Origin of the sequence: Litoreibacter halocynthiae, assembly GCF_004365635.1 — a bacterium.
Lineage (GTDB): Bacteria > Pseudomonadota > Alphaproteobacteria > Rhodobacterales > Rhodobacteraceae > Litoreibacter > Litoreibacter halocynthiae.
In genome coordinates this window covers 535,447-553,316 of sequence record NZ_SOBH01000002.1, presented here as the reverse complement: position 1 = coordinate 553,316, position 17,870 = coordinate 535,447, and the positions used below count along the sequence as shown (strand labels likewise).

Annotated in this window: 15 protein-coding genes; 7 read left to right on the top strand and 8 right to left on the bottom strand. The window is 60.3% G+C overall.

Going from position 1 to position 17,870, the window contains the following annotated elements:
* Nucleotides 1-63: 63 nt before the first annotated feature.
* The 5 genes from BDE40_RS09980 to fsa all read right to left on the bottom strand — a co-directional run bounded on the left by BDE40_RS09980 (nucleotide 64) and on the right by fsa (nucleotide 4,499).
* A complete protein-coding gene (locus BDE40_RS09980) occupies nucleotides 64-993 on the bottom strand; it encodes a tyrosine recombinase XerC (RefSeq protein WP_211342422.1) in 930 nt (309 codons plus the stop codon).
* On the bottom strand, nucleotides 993-1,694 hold the full coding sequence (locus tag BDE40_RS09975) for a DUF484 family protein (protein WP_134014415.1): 702 nt from the start codon (nucleotides 1,692-1,694) through the stop codon (nucleotides 993-995). Before BDE40_RS09975 ends, BDE40_RS09980 begins: the two co-directional genes overlap by 1 nt.
* A 119-nt stretch (nucleotides 1,695-1,813) precedes the next feature.
* Nucleotides 1,814-2,761: a DMT family transporter gene (locus BDE40_RS09970; RefSeq protein ID WP_134014414.1), complete on the bottom strand. Its 948-nt coding sequence runs from the start codon at nucleotides 2,759-2,761 to the stop codon at nucleotides 1,814-1,816.
* 55 nt (nucleotides 2,762-2,816) lie between these two features.
* Nucleotides 2,817-3,773 (bottom strand): DUF808 domain-containing protein, encoded by a 957-nt coding sequence (locus tag BDE40_RS09965; protein ID WP_134014413.1) that lies wholly within the window; start codon nucleotides 3,771-3,773, stop codon nucleotides 2,817-2,819.
* A 72-nt stretch (nucleotides 3,774-3,845) separates the two neighbouring features.
* Nucleotides 3,846-4,499 (bottom strand): fructose-6-phosphate aldolase, encoded by a 654-nt coding sequence (gene fsa / locus BDE40_RS09960; RefSeq protein ID WP_073142522.1) that lies wholly within the window; start codon nucleotides 4,497-4,499, stop codon nucleotides 3,846-3,848.
* A gap of 87 nt (nucleotides 4,500-4,586) precedes the next feature.
* Between fsa and BDE40_RS09955 the strand changes: the two genes are divergently transcribed.
* The 4 genes from BDE40_RS09955 to BDE40_RS09940 all read left to right on the top strand — a co-directional run bounded on the left by BDE40_RS09955 (nucleotide 4,587) and on the right by BDE40_RS09940 (nucleotide 9,654).
* On the top strand, nucleotides 4,587-6,764 hold the full coding sequence (locus BDE40_RS09955; RefSeq protein ID WP_134014412.1) for a primosomal protein N': 2,178 nt from the start codon (nucleotides 4,587-4,589) through the stop codon (nucleotides 6,762-6,764).
* A 62-nt stretch (nucleotides 6,765-6,826) separates the two neighbouring features.
* Nucleotides 6,827-7,897 (top strand): histidinol-phosphate transaminase, encoded by a 1,071-nt coding sequence (hisC, locus tag BDE40_RS09950; protein ID WP_134014411.1) that lies wholly within the window; start codon nucleotides 6,827-6,829, stop codon nucleotides 7,895-7,897.
* The gene (locus BDE40_RS09945) at nucleotides 7,898-8,812 is read left to right on the top strand and encodes a prephenate/arogenate dehydrogenase family protein (RefSeq protein ID WP_134014410.1); all 915 of its coding nucleotides are present in this window, start codon (nucleotides 7,898-7,900) and stop codon (nucleotides 8,810-8,812) included.
* 278 nt (nucleotides 8,813-9,090) lie between these two features.
* Nucleotides 9,091-9,654, top strand: a complete 564-nt coding sequence (locus tag BDE40_RS09940) for an extensin-like domain-containing protein (RefSeq protein ID WP_246030409.1) — start codon at nucleotides 9,091-9,093, stop codon at nucleotides 9,652-9,654.
* On the opposite strand, the gene BDE40_RS09935 is transcribed toward BDE40_RS09940, so the two are convergent.
* Entirely contained in the window at nucleotides 9,651-10,652 is a 1,002-nt protein-coding gene (locus BDE40_RS09935) for a DUF2125 domain-containing protein (RefSeq protein WP_134014408.1), read from the bottom strand. The genes BDE40_RS09940 and BDE40_RS09935 overlap by 4 nt on opposite strands.
* A gap of 65 nt (nucleotides 10,653-10,717) precedes the next feature.
* Between BDE40_RS09935 and BDE40_RS09930 the strand changes: the two genes are divergently transcribed.
* The 3 genes from BDE40_RS09930 to BDE40_RS09920 all read left to right on the top strand — a co-directional run bounded on the left by BDE40_RS09930 (nucleotide 10,718) and on the right by BDE40_RS09920 (nucleotide 14,345).
* Entirely contained in the window at nucleotides 10,718-11,254 is a 537-nt protein-coding gene (locus tag BDE40_RS09930; RefSeq protein ID WP_134014407.1) for a gamma-glutamylcyclotransferase, read from the top strand.
* A gap of 81 nt (nucleotides 11,255-11,335) precedes the next feature.
* Nucleotides 11,336-12,550, top strand: coding sequence for a biopolymer transporter ExbB (locus tag BDE40_RS09925; RefSeq protein WP_134014406.1), 1,215 nt, complete (start codon nucleotides 11,336-11,338; stop codon nucleotides 12,548-12,550).
* 4 nt (nucleotides 12,551-12,554) lie between these two features.
* A complete protein-coding gene (locus BDE40_RS09920; protein ID WP_134014405.1) occupies nucleotides 12,555-14,345 on the top strand; it encodes a peptidoglycan -binding protein in 1,791 nt (596 codons plus the stop codon).
* Here the strand turns inward: BDE40_RS09920 and BDE40_RS09915 are convergent.
* Both BDE40_RS09915 and clpA read right to left on the bottom strand, forming a co-directional pair.
* Nucleotides 14,332-15,294 (bottom strand): M23 family metallopeptidase, encoded by a 963-nt coding sequence (locus BDE40_RS09915; protein WP_134014404.1) that lies wholly within the window; start codon nucleotides 15,292-15,294, stop codon nucleotides 14,332-14,334. The two genes, BDE40_RS09920 and BDE40_RS09915, sit on opposite strands and share 14 nt — an antisense overlap.
* Entirely contained in the window at nucleotides 15,294-17,627 is a 2,334-nt protein-coding gene (clpA, locus tag BDE40_RS09910) for an ATP-dependent Clp protease ATP-binding subunit ClpA (protein WP_134014403.1), read from the bottom strand. Before clpA ends, BDE40_RS09915 begins: the two co-directional genes overlap by 1 nt.
* Between the last annotated feature and the right edge of the window lie 243 nt (nucleotides 17,628-17,870).

Here is a 17,870-nt window from a genome sequence, read left to right as displayed (position 1 = left end):
GGCCGGTTCTGCCAATACAAGTTTCCAAACGATCAGACACAAAGGCGTGAAGCTTTGAAGGGTTTACCCGTGCTTCAACCCTTTCGGATGGGCGTTGTCATAGACTTCCATCAGCCGTGCCGTATCGACGGCGGTATAGGCTTGGGTTGTGGAAAGCGATGCGTGGCCAAGCAGTTCTTGAATGGCGCGCAGGTCGCCGCCCGCCTCCAGCAAGTGGGTCGCGAAGGAATGGCGCATCGCATGTGGCGTGGCAGTCGCGGGAAGGCCCAGTTGCATCCGTGCGCTCTCCATCGCCTTCGCGATCAGGCGCGGGCTTAGCGCCCCGCCGCGCGCACCGCGAAACAGCGGATCACCGGGCTGCATCGGGTGGGGTTGCGCCTGAAGGTAGCGGTCCACCGCGACGCGGGCGGGGGCAATGACGGGAACAATCCTTTCCTTGCCGCCCTTACCGACAATGCGCAGAACTTCCGGCAGCGGCGCATCCGCGAAGGTCAGGCCAAGGGCTTCGGAAATCCGCAATCCGCAGCCGTAAAGCAATGTCAGCACAGCGGCGTCCCGGGTCGCGATCCAGTCCTTGCTGGCCTGTATCTCGACGGTGTCGATCATCGCGCGGGCCGCATCTACGGCCAGCGGGCGCGGTAGCTTCTTTTGGAACTTCGGAGACCGTGTCGCGAGGACGGCGGTGGGCTCGAACCCTTCGCGTTCCGCCAACCAGCGGTAGAAACTTTTGACGGAGGACAGTTCGCGTGCCAAAGACCTTGCCGCAACGCCGCGCTTACGCTCATGCGCCATCCACGCGCGCATGTCGGTGGGTTTGACGCGTTGCAGCGGTTTCAATCCGGTGCTGTCGCCAAAATGCGCAGTGATGAAGTTGAGAAACCCCAACACGTCGCCGCGATAGGCCTCGATGGTGTTTGCGGCCACGCCATCAAGCGATTTGCGATGAATGAGCCACCCCTCCAGCGCGTCGCGGCAGGCGGGTGAGATCAGCATTATGCCAGCCAGCGCTTGATTGCCCGCTCGAAGGCGGACCCGAAGAAGGTCAGCAGGTCAGTGCCTTGATTGGGCCGGAACTGGTGCGGATCTTCGGACCCCATGACCAGCAAGCCCGGCAGGCGGCCTTCGCCCAGATCGAGGCGCAGCAGGGCTTCGGATTTGATGTAGGCGGCGTTGTCGCCATACACGTCCTCGGACGCGGGCGAGACCTGACGCAAGCTCACAGGGCGAACGGGAATGTCCCGGCCTGCGGTGATGTAGTGGTCGACCACGCCGGGTTCCACGATGGACAATACATCCTCGAAACCGATGGACGGGCTATCATGTTCTTTGGATTCAAGGATCAGGCGCAGGCGTGACACCCGCAGCGATTCAAGCAGGTCACTGGACAGGCTTGTCAGGAAAGCAGGGAAATCCGTCGGCTCCAACACCTTCAGTATAGCCCCGTGAATGAGGTTGGTGCCGGCCAGATTTTCGTAGGCTGCGGCAATTACCGAGCGGTGCGTGTCTTCAAGCCGGTCAAGACGGCTCTCCAAACGCTCCATCGCGATTCCGCGAAGGTCTACGATGTTCCCGCCAAGTGAGCGTTCGTTCGCGTCGATCAAGGCCCGCATAAGGTCTTGATCTTCCAGAATAACTTCCGGATCAGTCAGGATTTTGTTGCGCAGCGCGTCCAGCACTTCGGCCTGCTCAATCATGCTCGTTGCCTTTGGTTAGGGCCTTGTTTTGTGGGACTATAGCCCATGGAATAGGCTTTTTCCACGCTCAGATTGCGCGAGCGGGAAGGTGTCGCAAATGGGAAGCACCTTGAAGAATGCTAGCCCTGACGTTTTGGGGTTTGCCGCTTGGCCAGTTGATGCTCCCGCCAGACAGTATACAGGCCGGACGCCAAAATGAGCGCGATACCTGCCCAAGCGACCGCGTCGGGCCATTCATCAAAGAACAACATCCCGAGAATGATCGAAAGAGGAAGCGCCAGATATTCAAACGGTGCGACCAAGGCCGCTTCTCCCATGCGGTAGGCCAGCGAAATGAAGTAGCCACCGACCGACGCGAACAGGCCCAGGACCAGGATATAGGGCAGGTCGCTCGGCTCGGGCCAGACCCATGGGCGGAACAGGAATTCCAGCGAGGCGTTGTCCGTCGTGGCAAACTTGCCGTCCCCCATGAGCAGACCCAAGGCGCAGGTTGCTAGGATGAACATCAACTGGATGTAGAACACCATTGATACGGTGGTCTCGGTGTTGCGCAAATAGCGGGTCATGATGTGCAGACCACCATAGCCAAACGCGGCTGCGATGGGCAGCAACGACGCGGGCTGGAAGGCTGACGTGCCGGGGCGCAGGATGATGAGGACGCCGATCAGTCCCACGGCAACCGCGCCCCATCTGCGTGCGCCGACGGTTTCGCCCAGAAACAGCACTGAAAATATGGTGATGACGAAGGGCGACACGAAGAACAGCGCCACGGCATCGGCCAGTGGCAGTGCGGCGAGGCCCAGAAAAAAGGTCATGTTAGCGAAGAACACCATGCCCGCACGCGCCATCTGCGCCCCGATGCGGTGTGTTTTGATCGCTGCAAACCCACCTTGAAACGGCACCATGAACAGCATCACCACAGCCATGCCGACGATCGAGCGGATCAGCACGATCTGATGCAGCGCATAGCCGCCCGACAGGAACTTCATAGTGACGTCGTTCAACGAGAACAGCGTCACAGCTATGGCGGCAAACAGCGGGCCGAGGGTCGTGGGAGAGAGCTTCATTCGGGCGACGCTAGGGCAGGGCGCAGGCATGGTCCAGCGGCAAAGCACCTAACGGTTATTTCCCGCGTATGGCCCCCCAAGTCGGGATCAGAATTTTGGTTGCGATGGGGATCAGGACCAAACCAAGTGCAAGGCCGAAGACGCCATCCATGGTGGCCTTGGTGATCCATTGCACCGCACCTTTGGCGGCACCAACAGCATCGGCCGCGGCGTAGGAAATGTCGTGGATTATATGCTCGGGCCAACTAAACCCGAGGCTGTCCAAGCCGTGGATTACGATAGAGCCGCCGACCCACAGCATCGCGGCGGTGCCCACGACAAGCAGCATTTGCAGGAAGCCCGGCATAGCCTTTACGATGCCGCGCCCCAGAGAGCGGGTTGCCGAGAGGCGTCCGCGCTCCGCCATGGTCAGGCCGATATCGTCGGCCTTAACGATCAACCCCACGGACCCGTAGACCAACGCAGTAATGCCGACAGCGACGGCAAACAGGGTTGCGGCCTCCATCGCCAGCGAGCTTGGCGGGATTTCTGCCAGCGCGATGGTCATGATTTCAGCCGATAGGATGAAGTCGGTCTTGATCGCGCCGGCGGCTTTTTCTTCCTCAAGATGGGCAGGGTCTTCTGGCAGGTCTTCCGGCTGGTCCGCGTGGTGATCGTCATGGGTGAACAGGTGAGCGATCTTCTCGGCCCCCTCGAAACACAAATACCCACCGCCAAGCATAAGCAGCGGCGTGATCGACCACGGGGCAAAGTTCGATAGCAACAATCCGATAGGCAGCAGATAAAGTAGCTTGTTCTTGAGCGACCCTTTGGCGATACGCCAGACGAGAGGAAGTTCGCGCGACGCCTCGAACCCGTGCAGATACTTGGGCGTCACCGCCGCATCGTCGATCAACGCACCGGCAGCTTTGGCCCCCGCTTTGGCGGCTTGCCCCATGACATCGTCAACCGAGGCCGCCGCGACTTTGGCGATGCCAGCAACGTCGTCGAGTAGTGCAAGTAGTCCGCTCATAAATACTCCTAAAGGAAAGGCCGCGTGTTCGGGGTGAACACACGGCCTTCTAACATAGGATTTCGGTGGCGTTTAGACGATTTTGATGTTCGCCTTGGCCACGTCCTTCATGAACGCGTCCAAGCCTTTGTCGGTCAGTACATGGTCTGCCATTTTCTTGATCACGCCGGGAGGCGCAGTCGCCACGTCCGCGCCAACGGCTGCACAATCGGACATGTGGTTGGCGGAGCGAATGGAGGCGGCAAGGATCTGCGTCTCGAAGCCGTAATTGTCGTAGATGTTGCGGATGTCCGCGATCAGCTCCATGCCGTCGAGGTTCAGGTCATCAAGGCGACCGATGAAGGGCGAGATGAAGGTCGCGCCGACTTTTGCGGCCAGCAGGGCTTGGTTGGCCGAGAAGCAGAGCGTGACGTTGACCATGTGGCCCTCGTTTGTCAGTACGTTACAGGCTTTCAGCCCGTCCCATGTCAGCGGCACTTTCACGGCGATATTGTCCGCGATTTTTGCCAGCTTGCGGCCCTCGGCGATCATATCGTCAGCGTTCAGCGCAACCACCTCTGCGGAAACGGGACCATCAACAATCGAGCAGATTTCTTTGGTGACTTCCAGAATGTCACGACCGGATTTCGCGATCAGCGACGGGTTGGTGGTGACCCCGTCCACGATGCCCAAGGCATTCAGTTCTTTGATGTCGTCGATTTCGGCGGTGTCTACGAAGAATTTCATGGGAATACCTTTCAGTGGGCGGTTGCTCTGGTTAAGTGTGGCTTTACCTCAGTTCTGTAGGTGAGGGCAAACGGTGAAAGGGCAGTCGTGAGCGGGTTTTTCCATGAAGGCGATTTGGTGGGGGTCGTGACCACCCAGCCTCTGGACCGCATGCTTGATTACAAAGCGCCCGAAGGCGGCTGCCACCTGGGCGCGTTCGTCGAAGTGCCGCTTGGCCCGCGCAAAGTGCTTGGTGTCGTTTGGGGGTCGGGCAAGGGGGATTTCGACTACGCAAAGGTCCGCTCGGTCATTCGGGTGCTGGATGTGCCGCCCATGCGCGACGAGATGAAGGAATTTCTGACCCGCGCGGGGGCGTACACGCTGACGCCGTTGCATGCGATGGTCCGGCTGGCGACACGCTCGCCGGGATTGGGTGACCCGCCCGCGATGCGCAAAGTGTTTCGCATGGGCTCAGGCAAGGTCGACCGCATGACCCCCGCCCGCGAGAAAGTGCTGGCTGTGCTGGAAGAGTTTGGCGGGCTGTCCTTCACGTTGAAAGAGCTGGCCGAGCAGGCGGGCGTCGGGACGTCTGTTGTCAAGGGATTGGCGGCGCAAGGCGCAGTGCGCGAGGAAGACAGCCCGCGCGATTTACCCTTCATGAAGCTTGACCCGTCGCGCCCCAGCAAGGAATTGACCGAAGATCAGGCGGCTGCGGTAGCGGCACTTGATCGGGAGGGGTATTCGACCACACTGCTTAAAGGCGTGACGGGGTCGGGTAAAACGGAAGTGTATCTTGAAGCCGTCGCAGCCTGCTTGCGCCGCGGGCGGCAGGCCTTGGTACTTCTGCCAGAGATTGCGCTGACCTCGGAATTCCTGACCCGCGTGGAAGAACGCTTCGGCGCACGCCCTGCCGAATGGCATTCTGGCGTGACGATGACAGAACGCCGCCGCGTCTGGCGCATGGTCGCGGATGGTGGGGCAGAATTGATCGTGGGCGCGCGCTCCGCGCTGTTTTTGCCCTATCGCGACCTTGGGTTGATCGTCGTGGATGAGGAGCATGACAGCTCCTACAAGCAAGAGGACGGCGTGTTGTATAACGCCCGTGACATGACGGTTTTGCGGGCGTCCTTGTGCGGGGCGCAGGTGGTGCTGGCCTCGGCCACCCCGTCGCTGGAAACATGGGCCAACGCGGAGGCTGGCAAATATGCGCGGGTCGAGCTGACGTCGCGCTTCGGCGATGCCGTCCTGCCGGAAATGCGCGCGATCGACATGCGGCGCGAAGACCTGCCCGGATCGCGCTGGGTGTCGCCGACCTTGCAGCGCGAGATCGCCAAGCGGATCGAGTTGGGCGAGCAGTCGCTGGTGTTCCTGAACCGCCGCGGCTACGCGCCGATGACGTTGTGTCGGGCGTGCGGGCATCAGATCGTGTGTGAACATTGCGACGCACGGATGGTGGAGCACCGGTTCTTGAAGCGCCTGATGTGCCATCAATGCGGCGAGACGAAGCCGATGCCGACCGCTTGTCCGTCCTGCGAGGCGGAGGACCGGTTAGCCCCCATCGGCCCCGGCGTGGAGCGGATGGGCGAGGAGTTGGCCGAGCTGTTTCCTGAGGCGCGTGTGGTGGTGCTGTCGTCGGATCTTTATGGCACATCGCGCGAATTGAAAGCGCATATCGAGGATATTGCCGAAGGTGGTGCGGATATCATTATCGGCACGCAACTTGTGGCCAAGGGGCACAACTTCCCGCATCTGACGCTGGTGGGCGTCATTGACGCCGATCTTGGTCTGCAAGGCTCCGACCTGCGGGCCGCGGAAAAGACGTTCCAGTTGATGCGCCAAGTGGCAGGGCGGGCCGGACGTGCGGAAAAGCGCGGAGTCGCGTTGCTGCAAACCTTTCAGCCAGAGCATCCGGTGATCACCTCGATCCTGATCGGCGACGAAGAAGCGTTCTGGCGCGCCGAAGCGGCGGAGCGGGAACAGGCGGGGATGCCGCCTTACGGTCGCATGGCGGGGGTGATCCTGTCAGGGCCGGAAGTCGGGCCGGTGTTCGATTTGGGTAACGCGCTGGCGCGCAATGACGGGGCGTTGAAGCGCGTCGGTGCGCAAGTCTACGGCCCTGCACCTGCCCCCATCGCGCGAATACGCGGACGGCACCGCGTGCGGTTACTGGTGAAGGCGCCCAAGGGTGTGGCCTTGCAAGGCGCATTGTCGGAATGGATCCGGCCTGTGCGGCTAAAAGGTGACCTGCGATTACAGATTGATATCGACCCCCAAAGCTTCTTTTAAAGCGGTCCTTTCCAAGCCCGTTCGGGCTGGTTAAAACGGGCGGAACTTTGGGGACAACCGACATGACGATCACGCCGCAGCCGGGGATCATGGATATCAAGCTTTACCAGTCGGGGGCCTCGAAAATCGAGGGCGTCACTGAGGTTGTGAAGCTGTCATCGAACGAGAATCCCCACGGGCCTTCGAAGCGCGCTTTGGATGCGTTCCGGCAAGCGGCGGGCGAGCTGCATTTGTACCCGTCCACCGACCACGCTGAACTGCGCGAAGCGATCGGCGAGGTGCAGGGAATGGACCCTGCGCGGATCACCTGCGGCGTGGGCTCGGACGAGATCATCTCGTTCCTGTGCTACGCCTATGCAGGGCCGGGAGATGAAGTCCTCTATACCGAACACGGTTTCTCCATGTACCGTATTTCCGCACTGGCGGCGGGGGCCACGCCCGTGGTCGCGCCGGAAACCGAGCGGCGCACGGATGTTGATAAATTGCTGGCGGCTGTAACCGAGAATACAAAGCTGGTTTTCATTGCAAACCCGAACAACCCGACCGGCACGATGATCGACGAGGCTGAGGTCGCGCGATTGGCGGACGGTCTGCCGAAGGGCTGCCTGCTGGTGCTGGACGGAGCTTACGCGGAATTCGTGGATGGCTTTGACGCAGGCAAGGCGGTGATCGACGCGCGGGACAACGTGTTCATGACGCGGACATTCTCGAAAATTTACGGGTTGGGCGGGTTGCGCATCGGCTATGGCTATGGCCCGCAAGAGATCATCGACACGCTGAACCGCGTGCGCGGGCCGTTCAACCTGAGCGTGCCTGCGTTGAAAGCCGCGGAGATGGCGATGCGCGACGTGGGATACACTGATTGGTGCCGCACCGAGAACGCGCGGATGCGCGACTGGATGACGGCACAGCTGGACGCGATGGGCATTGCCGTGGACCTGTCGGAGGCAAATTTTGTGCTGGCGCGGTTCGAGGATCAAGCGAAGGCCGAGGCCGTGGACGCCCACTTGAAAACCAAAGGGCTGATCGTGCGATTGGTGGCGGGCTACGGCTTGCCGAATTGCCTGCGCATTACCGTCGGGACGGAAGCCGCGTGCAAGCGGGTTGTCGCGGCCATCAAGGAGGTGCTCTGAATGGCACAACTCTATGACCGTGTGGCCCTGATCGGGTTGGGGTTGATTGCGGGGTCGCTGTTTCACGCTATGAAACGCGCCGGTTTGGCCGGGGAGGTGGTGGGCTACGCACGCTCTGCCCAGACCCGCGATGTGGCGCGTGAAATCGGGTTGTGCGACCGCGTTGTGGACAGCGTGGCCGAGGCCGTCGACGGGGCCGATTTGGTGATCCTGTGCGTGCCGGTTGGTGCCATGGGAGCTGTTGCCGCCGAGATTGCCCCGCATCTAAAACAGGGCGCGTTGGTGTCGGATGTCGGCTCCACCAAGGGCGCAGTGATCGAGGCGGTTGCCCCGCATCTGCCCGACGGCGTGCATTTCATCCCCGCGCACCCGTTGGCAGGGACAGAGCAGTCGGGCCCACGCTCCGGCTTTGCGGAACTGTTCGACAACCGCTGGTGCCTGCTGACCCCGTTGGACGGTACAGATCCGGAGGTGCTGGAACGCTACAAGGAGTTGTGGCGGCAGATGGGCTCGAACGTGGACGAGATGGACGCGCCGCACCATGATCTGGTGCTGGCCGTGACTTCGCACACGCCGCACTTGATCGCTTACACGATGGTCGGCGTGGCGGATGATTTGGGCCGTGTCACCGACAGCGAGGTGGTCCAATACTCCGCCGCCGGTTTCCGCGACTTCACGCGGATCGCGGCGTCAGACCCGACCATGTGGCGGGACGTATTTCTGGCAAACAAGGACGCGACGCTGGAAATTCTAGGCCGCTTCACAGAGGAGTTGTTCGCGTTGCAACGCGCCATTCGCACCGGCGACGGGGAGCATTTGCACGACTACTTTACGCGCACCCGCGCCATCCGGCGGGGCATTATCGAAGCGGGGCAGGATACCGACGTGCCGAACTTCGGGCGGAACGCCAAATGATGCGGCTGGCGGTTGCATTCCTTTTGCTCGCGGGCGCTGCGCAGGCAAATACCGGAAGCTCTCTGCGCCCCCTTCCGCGAGAGCCGTTGGTTACTGCACCCAGCCGTGCGGTCATTGTGGAGGTCTCCCGATCGCAACTTGCCCCAAGACGATCGCTGCGGCCTGAAATGCGGGGCAGAGTGATCACGAAAGGATCAAGCGGCAAAGCAAGGGCGAACACTTTTGGCCAGCAGTTGAAGCAGGCGTTCAAGAAGAAGCCCAAAGCTAGCAAATCAAACATGAACGCAAAGACCTCCAAGCGCGTGGCGAAAGGTCTGCAAGGCTCGGTCTGCGGTAACCCGAATATTCGGGGCGAAAAGATCAGCCGTATTCCCGCAAAGCTGCGTGGATGCGGGCTGGATAATGGGGTGAAGGTTACCGAAGTGTCCGGCGTTGCGCTGACGCAGCACGCAAAGATCGATTGTAATACGGCCAAGGCATTGAACACTTGGGTCGAAAGGGGCGTTAAACCCGCAGTTGGTCGCCGTGGTGGCGGAGTTAAGTCCTTGAAGGTCGTCGCGCATTACGCCTGCCGGACCCGCAACAACCAGAAGGGCGCGAAGGTCTCGGAGCACGGACGCGGACGTGCAGTGGACATTGCCGCGATCAATTTGAAAGACGGCTCGTCGATGACGGTGCTAAAAGGCTGGCGTAGCGCGAAGAACGGGCCTGCGCTCAAGAAAATGCACAAAGCGGCCTGCGGGCCGTTTGGTACGGTGCTTGGCCCGAACGCGAACCGCTTTCATCAAGATCACTTCCACTTTGACACCGCGCGGTATCGCTCCGGCACCTATTGCCGTTAACGCAGGTTTAGCGTTGGGGCCGTGCCAATGGGAATCGGCCCGAGGAAGACGCGACTACCCGCGAATGTAAGCGGCGCGTCGAGCGAGGTTTCGGAGCCGGAAAGCCGTGCCAGAAACCCCAAACCCAATTCTGCCGCCGATGCAGCCTCGGCAGGGACAGCCCCTGCACGGACGGCCAATGCCAGCATTTCACGCCAGTTGCGGGCGTTCAGCGCCAGCTCCCCGTTCGCGTAGCCCTCGGCATCGACGTCCAAATCGCCTTTGGCGCGCAGTTGTAGCTCGCCCCATGTGCCGCGCGCGTCTTTGATGTTGAGCGTGGTGATGTCTGGCCGGTTGTCTTCAATCACCCGAATGTCGAGCGGGCGGGCAAAGCCAATTTCGGTATCGAAGGTCAAGCCCTCGATCACGTCGGGCAAGGTGCCACCCGCATCCAGCAGGTCGCGCAAGGCGTCGCCGGGGATCACGGTGTCAGCTTGGGCAGCAACATCATAGGTCATCTCTTTGCCGGTGGTCCGACGGATCGCGGCATTGACCTTGTCGGCCCCGGAATTCCAGCCCGCCGAGGACGTAAGCGCGGCGCCTTCTATCACGACCGTCGCGGTGTCGAGTTCCAGCGTGCTGGTGGGCAGAACTTTAAGGGATGCAGTCATCTTGCTGGTTTTAATGTCAATTTTCTGAAATGGCGTGGCAAAAACTTGTGTGTTGGGCCATGCTGCGATCAAATGGTTAGGTTGGTAGCTAAGTGAAAAAAGCTGAAAGAACGGCGCGGACCAGCTGAGGCCGGTCTCGGGGTCCGTAAGCTGAATGTCGGTGATCGTCGTGTCGAAGCGGTTGGGGAAGCCGCGTACTTTCAGGTCGGAATACTCCACCTGCCAGCCCTCCGCGCGGCGCGCGTCCAGCCAACCCTCGGTCGCCTTTTGCGATGTTGTGGCACCGACCACCCAATAGGCACCCCATGCGGTCGCGGCCACCAGTACAATGATCAAAAGCTTGCGCATGTGGAATGTCCTTTTCCCGAAACCCGTGATGCTGTTTACAGGGCGGAAGATGGAAGGACCAGATGATGACTAACACACCCCTATGGGTCTTTGGCTACGGCTCGCTGATGTGGAACCCGGGCTTCGAGCCTGCCGAGCAGGTGCTGGCGCGGCTCAATGGATTCCATCGGTCGTTTTGTATGTGGTCCATTCATCACCGCGGCTCGGAGGAGGAACCCGGGCTTGTACTGGCGTTGGACGAAGCGGATGCGGCTTGCGAAGGCGTGGCGATGCGCGTGGCCGATGCGGAGCGCGACCGCGTGCTGGACTATCTGCGCGAGCGGGAACTGATTTCCGCGGCCTATGTCGAGCAGGTGCATGACCTAGAGTTACGCGACGGGCGCAAGGTTCCGGGCCTATGCTATGTGATCGAGCGCGACCACATCCAGTATTGTGGCGGGCTGGAGTTGGAGCGTCAGGCGCAAGTGATCGCCAAGGCGGTCGGTGGGCGCGGGCCGAATACGGAATACCTCTACAATACGGCGCAGCAGCTGGATGCCTTCGGAATTGATGACGTCGATATGGAATGGCTGGTGGCGCGGGTGCGGCAGCTGGCGGGCTAGTTTCCCCTTTGAAATGCGCCCTTCCGCCCGTATCATGCGCGATATAAAAAGAAGACCGAGCATGATAGAGGCCCCAATCTGATGGACACCCCAGCCGAGCGGGAACGCACGCCGCATTTCACCCAGCCCGTGCGGCAGATTATCGTCATGTTGATCATTCTTGGCCTAGTGGTGGCTGGCGGGTATTTGATCTATCCGGCGGTATCGCAGGTGTTTGCATCCAACCCGTATCTGAACGGCGTGATCTTCACGGTGTTTGTGGTCGGCGTTCTGGCGTGCTTTTGGCAGGTGCTGCAACTGACCTCCTCGGTGTCATGGATTGTCAGCTTCGCGCAAAACCGCGCGGATCACGATGAATTTCGCGCGCCGCGCTTGCTGGCAGGGTTGGCAGGGTTGTTGCGGTCTCGCGGGGCGCGGATGCAGATCAGCTCCGGCTCGTCGCGCACCATTCTGGATTCGGTCGCGTCACGCATGGACGAGGCGCGCGACATTACGCGCTACATTGTTAATCTTCTCATATTTCTTGGTCTTCTCGGCACTTTCTACGGCCTTGCCACGACCATTCCCGGCGTGGTCGATACCATTCGCTCGCTCAACGTCGCAGAGGGCGAAAGCGGCGCGAAGGTGTTTCGCCAGTTAATGACCGGTCTGGAAGGCCAGCTCGCGGGCATGGGCACAGCGTTTGCGTCTTCGTTGCTGGGCCTTGCAGGGTCATTGGTCGTCGGGTTGTTGGAACTGTTCGCGGGCCATGGGCAGAACCGCTTTTACCGTGAAATGGAAGAATGGTTGTCGACGATCACCCGCGTCGGATTTTCCGCTGGTGAGAACGAAGGCAGCGGCGGGTTTGATCAAGGTGTCGTGGCAACGGTTCTGGACCACATGGTCGAGCAGATCGACAGCCTACAAGGATTGTTCGTGCAAGGAGAGGCGAGCCGCGCTGCCTCTGCTGAAAAGCTTGACGGGCTAACGTCGTCTCTCAGGCATCTGACTGAACGTCTGGACCTGACCATTGATCCAACGGACGCGCTGAACCGCGTGGCCGAAGGGCAAGAGCGTCTGCTGGCGAAACTGTCGGAACCCAACGAGGACGGCGTGGATCCTGAAAGCCGGATGCGCCTGCGGTCGATTGACGTGCAGCTGCTGAAAATCCTCGAAGAGATGTCGTCGGGCCGGCAGGAAAGCATGTCCCAGCTACATGGCGACTTGGCGCAAGTCACCCAGGCCGTGCGCGCATTGACCCGCGAGCGGCGACCGTCGAACACCCGCAGACTACCGGACCGCGAGCAGGGGGAGTAGCCGCATGGCGCTGTCCCGACGCAACGGCAAACGGTTCGAGGCCAATATCTGGCCGGGCTTCGTCGATGCCATGACAGCACTTTTGCTGGTTTTGGTGTTCGTGCTGTCGATCTTCATGATCGTGCAATTCATGCTCAGCGAAACTATCACCTCTCAAGACAGCGAACTCGACCAGCTGACCAGTGAAGTGTCGTCGCTGGCGGAAGCGCTCGGACTGGAGCAGCAACGCAGCTTCGGGCTTGAGCAAAACATCGACGAACTGGATGCGCAGGCCGCACAGCAAGCCGCGTTAATTGCGTCACTGTCGGCGCAAAATAACACGCAGGCAGGGCGCATCGCCAGTTTCGAGGAACAGGTCGCGGGGCTTTTGAAAGACCGTGAGGGTTTGCAAAACCAAGTCGCGTCATTGAGCGGCGATCTGGACGCCTCGCAAACGCAGGTCGCTGGATTGAGCGCGCGCATCGAGGACATCGAAGCCGGACTGGCGCGCGAAATTTCAGAGAAAGAGGCCGCGCAACTTGCCTTGGCCGCAGCCCGCGAGGAGATCAGCGAAGGCGAAGAAGCTGCACGACTGGCGGCTGCACGACGTGAAGCACTGGAAGCCTTGGTTGCCGATCTTGAGGTGCAATCCAACGAGCAGGCAGACGCGCTGGACGCAGCCGAAGCCGCGAAGCTTGTGGATGCCGCCGCAGCACAAGCGTTGCGGGACCGTCTGAAAAATGCGGATGCCGAATTGACCGCGATGACCTTGGCGCTGGAAGCGCAACGCAAGGAGGCCGAGGACACACTGACGTTATTGGCCGCAGCACGCGCGGCGGAGAAGGCGCTGCAAGAGGAGTTGTCGTCCAGTCGAACTTCGGCGCTGACGCTGGAAGAGAAGCTGGCCGCAGCCTTGGCGGCGAAGACCGATACCAGCGCCAATCTGGCAGCGGCGGAAACGGCGCAAGAGAGCCTCCGCGAGCAGTTGATGGCAGCGCTTGCCGCAAAGGTCGCTGCGGAATCCGGCGCGGGTGAAGCGTTGAGCGTGGCGGAGCAGCGCGCAGCGTTGCTGGATGCAGCGCGCGATGAACTGGCCGACCAGAAGGCGATCAGTCTGGACAGTCAGCGCAAGGTCGAAGCCCTCAATCAACAGGTCGCCGCACTGCGCTCCCAACTGGGGTCGTTGCAGGCGATCTTGGACGAAACCGACACGCGGCGCGAAGCGGCGGATGTTCAGGTGCAAAATCTCGGGTCGGAGTTAAATTCCGCGTTGGCCTTGGTCGCGTCTGAACAGCGCGCACGTGCGAAACTGGAGGAGGCGGAGCGGTTGCGTCTGGAGGCCGAGGCGAAAGAATTAAAAAATTACCGCTCGGAATTTTTCGGCCAGTTGCGGGCGCTGCTGGGCAATCAGGACGGCATCCGCATCGAAGGCGACCGCTTTGTGTTCTCCTCTGAAGTGCTGTTCCGGCCGGGGCAGGCAGTCTTGTCACCGGCTGGCAAAGGCGAGGTTGCCAAGGTGGCGGCGATCCTGTCGCGCGTGGCCGGAGACATTCCAGATACGCTGGACTGGGTGATCCGCGTCGACGGGCACACCGACAATGTGCCGCTGTCGGGCTTCGGGCAGTTCAAGGATAACTGGGAGTTGAGCCAAGCCCGCGCGCTTTCGGTGGTGCGCTATATGAGTGCCGATCTTGGTATTCCACCCGCGCGGTTGGCGGCCAATGGTTTCGGGGAATACCAGCCGATAAACGAGGCGGACACACCTGAGGCGCGCGCGCAGAACCGCCGGATCGAGCTGAAACTTACCGAGAAATAGACAAGCTTTGCGTGCTGAGCAGCGAGCCTGCACGAGAGAACGTCACCACACCTTCATATGTGCCAGCGGGCCAGCCACCTTGCGGCTGTTTGCGCCCCGACGCGCGGAAGACTTGTGCTTGGGATTTGGTAAATTCCACAACTTGATCATGACGCCACCCGTTTGGCCCTGTGATGTTGAACTCCATCGTGTCACCCTCGCGGGTGCCAAACGCGTAGCCCCAAAGGACAAGGCCAGCGGCATCCGCATTCAACGTTGCCGGGTCGGGCAGTCCCGCCTTGATATCGGCAAAGTCCGGCACGCCCTCGGAAAATCCGATATCGAGCAGCGCACCGGCTTGGTAGGCGATGCCATCTTGCCAAAGTGTGTTCTCTGACGGCCCGCAGGTGCCTTTGGCTTCGGGGGCGAAGGGGTCTACCACCTCGCCATTGTGGCGCAGGGACAGGTGGATATGTGGAAACACTGTTCTTCCACTGAGGCCAACAAGCCCGAGTGCGGTGCCCTTCGCGACACGTTGGCCTTTTTCGACGGTCACTGATCCGCGGCGCATATGGCAGTATTGCGTTTCCCAGCCATCGCCGTGGCTGATCACCAGCCCGTTGCCACAATCCTTGCCATCAAGATCGGGGGCGTCCGGTGCGTTGGAGGGGATGTCCGGCATCCCGTCACGGATTGCACGGACTGTGCCGGGGGCAGCTGCAAGGACGGTTATACCCGCCTCCATTTCGGCCAGAGTGGCGACGCGGATATCCGTGCCTTTATGCCCGTCATAGGTGAGCGTGCCACATGTGTGATCTCTGGCCGCAGGGCTCGGGTCGCTATCGACGTAGTTTTGGATGAAGCAGGTTTTGCCCAGTTCGCAATCAATGGGCAACGACAGGAGGGGGTCTTTCGCGGCCACGGGGGCCGCGAAAGCTGTGAGTGTAAGGGCCAGAAAAGCGGCGCGCATTACTCGGCAGTGAGCAGCGGCGGTTTTTTCTTGGACGTGATCCGTGCGGCTTCCGGCTCCAGAATCGTCAGGTCGATCTCGCCTTTCTTGACGCCGACCTTGACCACACCACCTTTCAACAGCTTGCCGAACAGCAGTTCTTCAGCCAGCGGTTTCTTGATGTGCTCTTGGATGACGCGCCCCAGCGGACGTGCGCCCATCTTGTCGTCGTAGCCTTTATCGCCAAGCCATTCTGCGGCAGCAGGGGTCAGCTCGATGGTCACGTTGCGGTCCATCAGCTGCGCTTCGAGTTGCAGCACAAACTTCTCGACGACGCGGGCGATGATCTTCTTGCCAAGTGGCGCGAAGCTGATGACGGCGTCGAGGCGATTGCGGAATTCCGGCGTGAACGTGCGTTCAACAGCGGCAGTATCTTCGCCCTCGCGACGGTCACGGCCAAAGCCGATGGCCGATTTGGACATCTCCATAGCGCCTGCGTTGGACGTCATGATGAGGATCACATTGCGGAAATCCACCGTCCGGCCGTTATGGTCGGTCAGTTTGCCGTTATCCATCACCTGCAACAGGATGTTGTAGACGTCGGGGTGCGCCTTCTCCATCTCGTCAAGAAGCAACACGCAATGTGGATGTTGGTCCACTTGGTCGGTCAGCATGCCGCCTTGGTCAAAGCCCACATAGCCTGGAGGGGCGCCGATCAGGCGCGATACCGCGTGCTTCTCCATGTATTCCGACATATCGAAACGCAGAAGTTCCACACCCAAAGTGCTTGCCAATTGTTTGGCGACTTCGGTTTTACCTACACCGGTCGGGCCTGCGAACAGGTAGTTGCCGATGGGCTTTTCAGGTTCGCGCAGGCCGGCACGGGCCAGCTTGATTGCCGAGGACAGCGCGTCGATGGCCGTATCCTGCCCGAAGACCACCCGTTTCAGAGCTTTCTCCAGATCTTTCAGCACTGCCGCGTCGTCTTTCGACACGTTTTTCGGTGGGATGCGGGCGATCTTGGCCACGACAGCCTCGATTTCCTTGGCCCCAATAGTTTTGCGGCGTTTGCTTTCAGCGACCAGATGCTGCGCGGCACCCGCCTCGTCGATAACGTCGATGGCTTTGTCCGGCAGTTTGCGGTCGTGGATATAGCGTGCAGACAGTTCCACCGCCGACTTGATCGCGTCGGTGGTATATTTGATGTCGTGATGCTCCTCGAAATAAGGCTTCAAACCTTTGAGGATTTTGATCGCGTCATCCACCGATGGCTCGTTCACGTCGATCTTCTGGAAGCGACGCGCCAAAGCACGGTCTTTCTCGAAGTGCTGGCGGAACTCTTTGTAGGTGGTGGAACCCATGCACCGCAACTTGCCACCCTGAAGCGCGGGCTTCAGCAGGTTAGACGCATCCATAGCACCGCCGGAGGTCGCACCCGCGCCGATAACGGTGTGAATTTCGTCGATGAACAGCACCGCGTCGGGGTGATCTTCCATCTCCGTCATCACGGCTTTCAGGCGTTCTTCAAAGTCACCACGGTAGCGGGTACCTGCGAGCAACGCGCCCATGTCGAGCGAATAGATTGTAGCGCCAGCTAGCACGTCCGGGGTTTCACCCGCCACGATCTTATGGGCCAAGCCTTCGGCAATGGCGGTTTTACCAACGCCCGGATCACCCACCAAAAGCGGGTTGTTCTTACGGCGACGGCACAGCACCTGGATGCAGCGCTCCACTTCCTCGGATCGACCGATCAGCGGGTCGACATCGCCTTTCACAGCCTTGGCATTCAAATCCACGCAATATTTGGAAAGCGCGGATTCCTTGCCTTCGCCTTCGACCTCTGCGGTTTCGGGCGTAATGTCGTCTTCAAAGTCGGACGAGCCGGAAATCGGGCGGGCCTCGCCGAATGTCGGGTCTTTCGCGACACCATGCGCGATGAAATTCACCGCATCATAACGGGTCATGTCTTGTTCTTGCAGGAAGAAGGCCGCGTTGCTCTCGCGTTCCGCAAAGATGGCGACGAGCACATTTGCACCGGTCACTTCGGTGCGACCGGAGGATTGAACATGAATGGCCGCGCGTTGGATGACGCGCTGGAAAGCGGCTGTTGGCACGGCTTCCGACCCTTCAACATCGGTGACCAGCGTGGACAGCTCGTCCTCGATGAATTCACCAAGGGTTGTCCGCAGGATATCCAGATCAACCCCACAAGCGATCATCACCTTGGCGGCGTCCGGCTCGTCGATGAGGGCCAATAGCAAATGTTCCAGCGTGGCAAGCTCGTGGCGATGCGAATTGGCTTGCGCCAGCGCGGAATGAATTGCCTTTTCGAGAGTGTCAGAGAATGACGGCACCCTATGCTCCTTTATTATCGAGGGCAGGTTCCGGGCCGAGGACCCGGTCTCTACCATTGCCTCTTAGACCTTACAGTTCGGTTTATATTGCCGATCTTCAAGTCTTTTCTTTTCACAATGAGCGTGATCGGCCCGAAATGAAAGAGGTGATTGCTCCGGATACGCGTTCCGGCTGTTGTAGTTCAGGTAAGACGCGCTGGCACCTTTGCAAGTGTTCAAAAGAAATGCACAGTGGTTCAGACG

Bases quoted from the DNA above. Each gene is read 5' to 3' on its own strand.
- BDE40_RS09920 (WP_134014405.1), top strand. From the start codon at position 12,555: ATGGCGCTGTCCCGACGCAACGGCAAACGGTTCGAGGCCAATATCTGG.
- BDE40_RS09925 (WP_134014406.1), top strand. From the start codon at position 11,336: ATGGACACCCCAGCCGAGCGGGAACGCACGCCGCATTTCACCCAGCCC.
- BDE40_RS09965 (WP_134014413.1), bottom strand. From the start codon at position 3,773: ATGAGCGGACTACTTGCACTACTCGACGACGTTGCTGGCATCGCCAAA.
- BDE40_RS09980 (WP_211342422.1), bottom strand. From the start codon at position 993: ATGCTGATCTCACCCGCCTGCCGCGACGCGCTGGAGGGGTGGCTCATT.
- BDE40_RS09945 (WP_134014410.1), top strand. From the start codon at position 7,898: ATGGCACAACTCTATGACCGTGTGGCCCTGATCGGGTTGGGGTTGATT.
- BDE40_RS09930 (WP_134014407.1), top strand. From the start codon at position 10,718: ATGACTAACACACCCCTATGGGTCTTTGGCTACGGCTCGCTGATGTGG.
- BDE40_RS09915 (WP_134014404.1), bottom strand. From the start codon at position 15,294: ATGCGCGCCGCTTTTCTGGCCCTTACACTCACAGCTTTCGCGGCCCCC.
- BDE40_RS09935 (WP_134014408.1), bottom strand. From the start codon at position 10,652: ATGCGCAAGCTTTTGATCATTGTACTGGTGGCCGCGACCGCATGGGGT.
- BDE40_RS09975 (WP_134014415.1), bottom strand. From the start codon at position 1,694: ATGATTGAGCAGGCCGAAGTGCTGGACGCGCTGCGCAACAAAATCCTG.
- BDE40_RS09940 (WP_246030409.1), top strand. From the start codon at position 9,091: ATGAACGCAAAGACCTCCAAGCGCGTGGCGAAAGGTCTGCAAGGCTCG.
- BDE40_RS09970 (WP_134014414.1), bottom strand. From the start codon at position 2,761: ATGAAGCTCTCTCCCACGACCCTCGGCCCGCTGTTTGCCGCCATAGCT.
- hisC (WP_134014411.1), top strand. From the start codon at position 6,827: ATGACGATCACGCCGCAGCCGGGGATCATGGATATCAAGCTTTACCAG.
- fsa (WP_073142522.1), bottom strand. From the start codon at position 4,499: ATGAAATTCTTCGTAGACACCGCCGAAATCGACGACATCAAAGAACTG.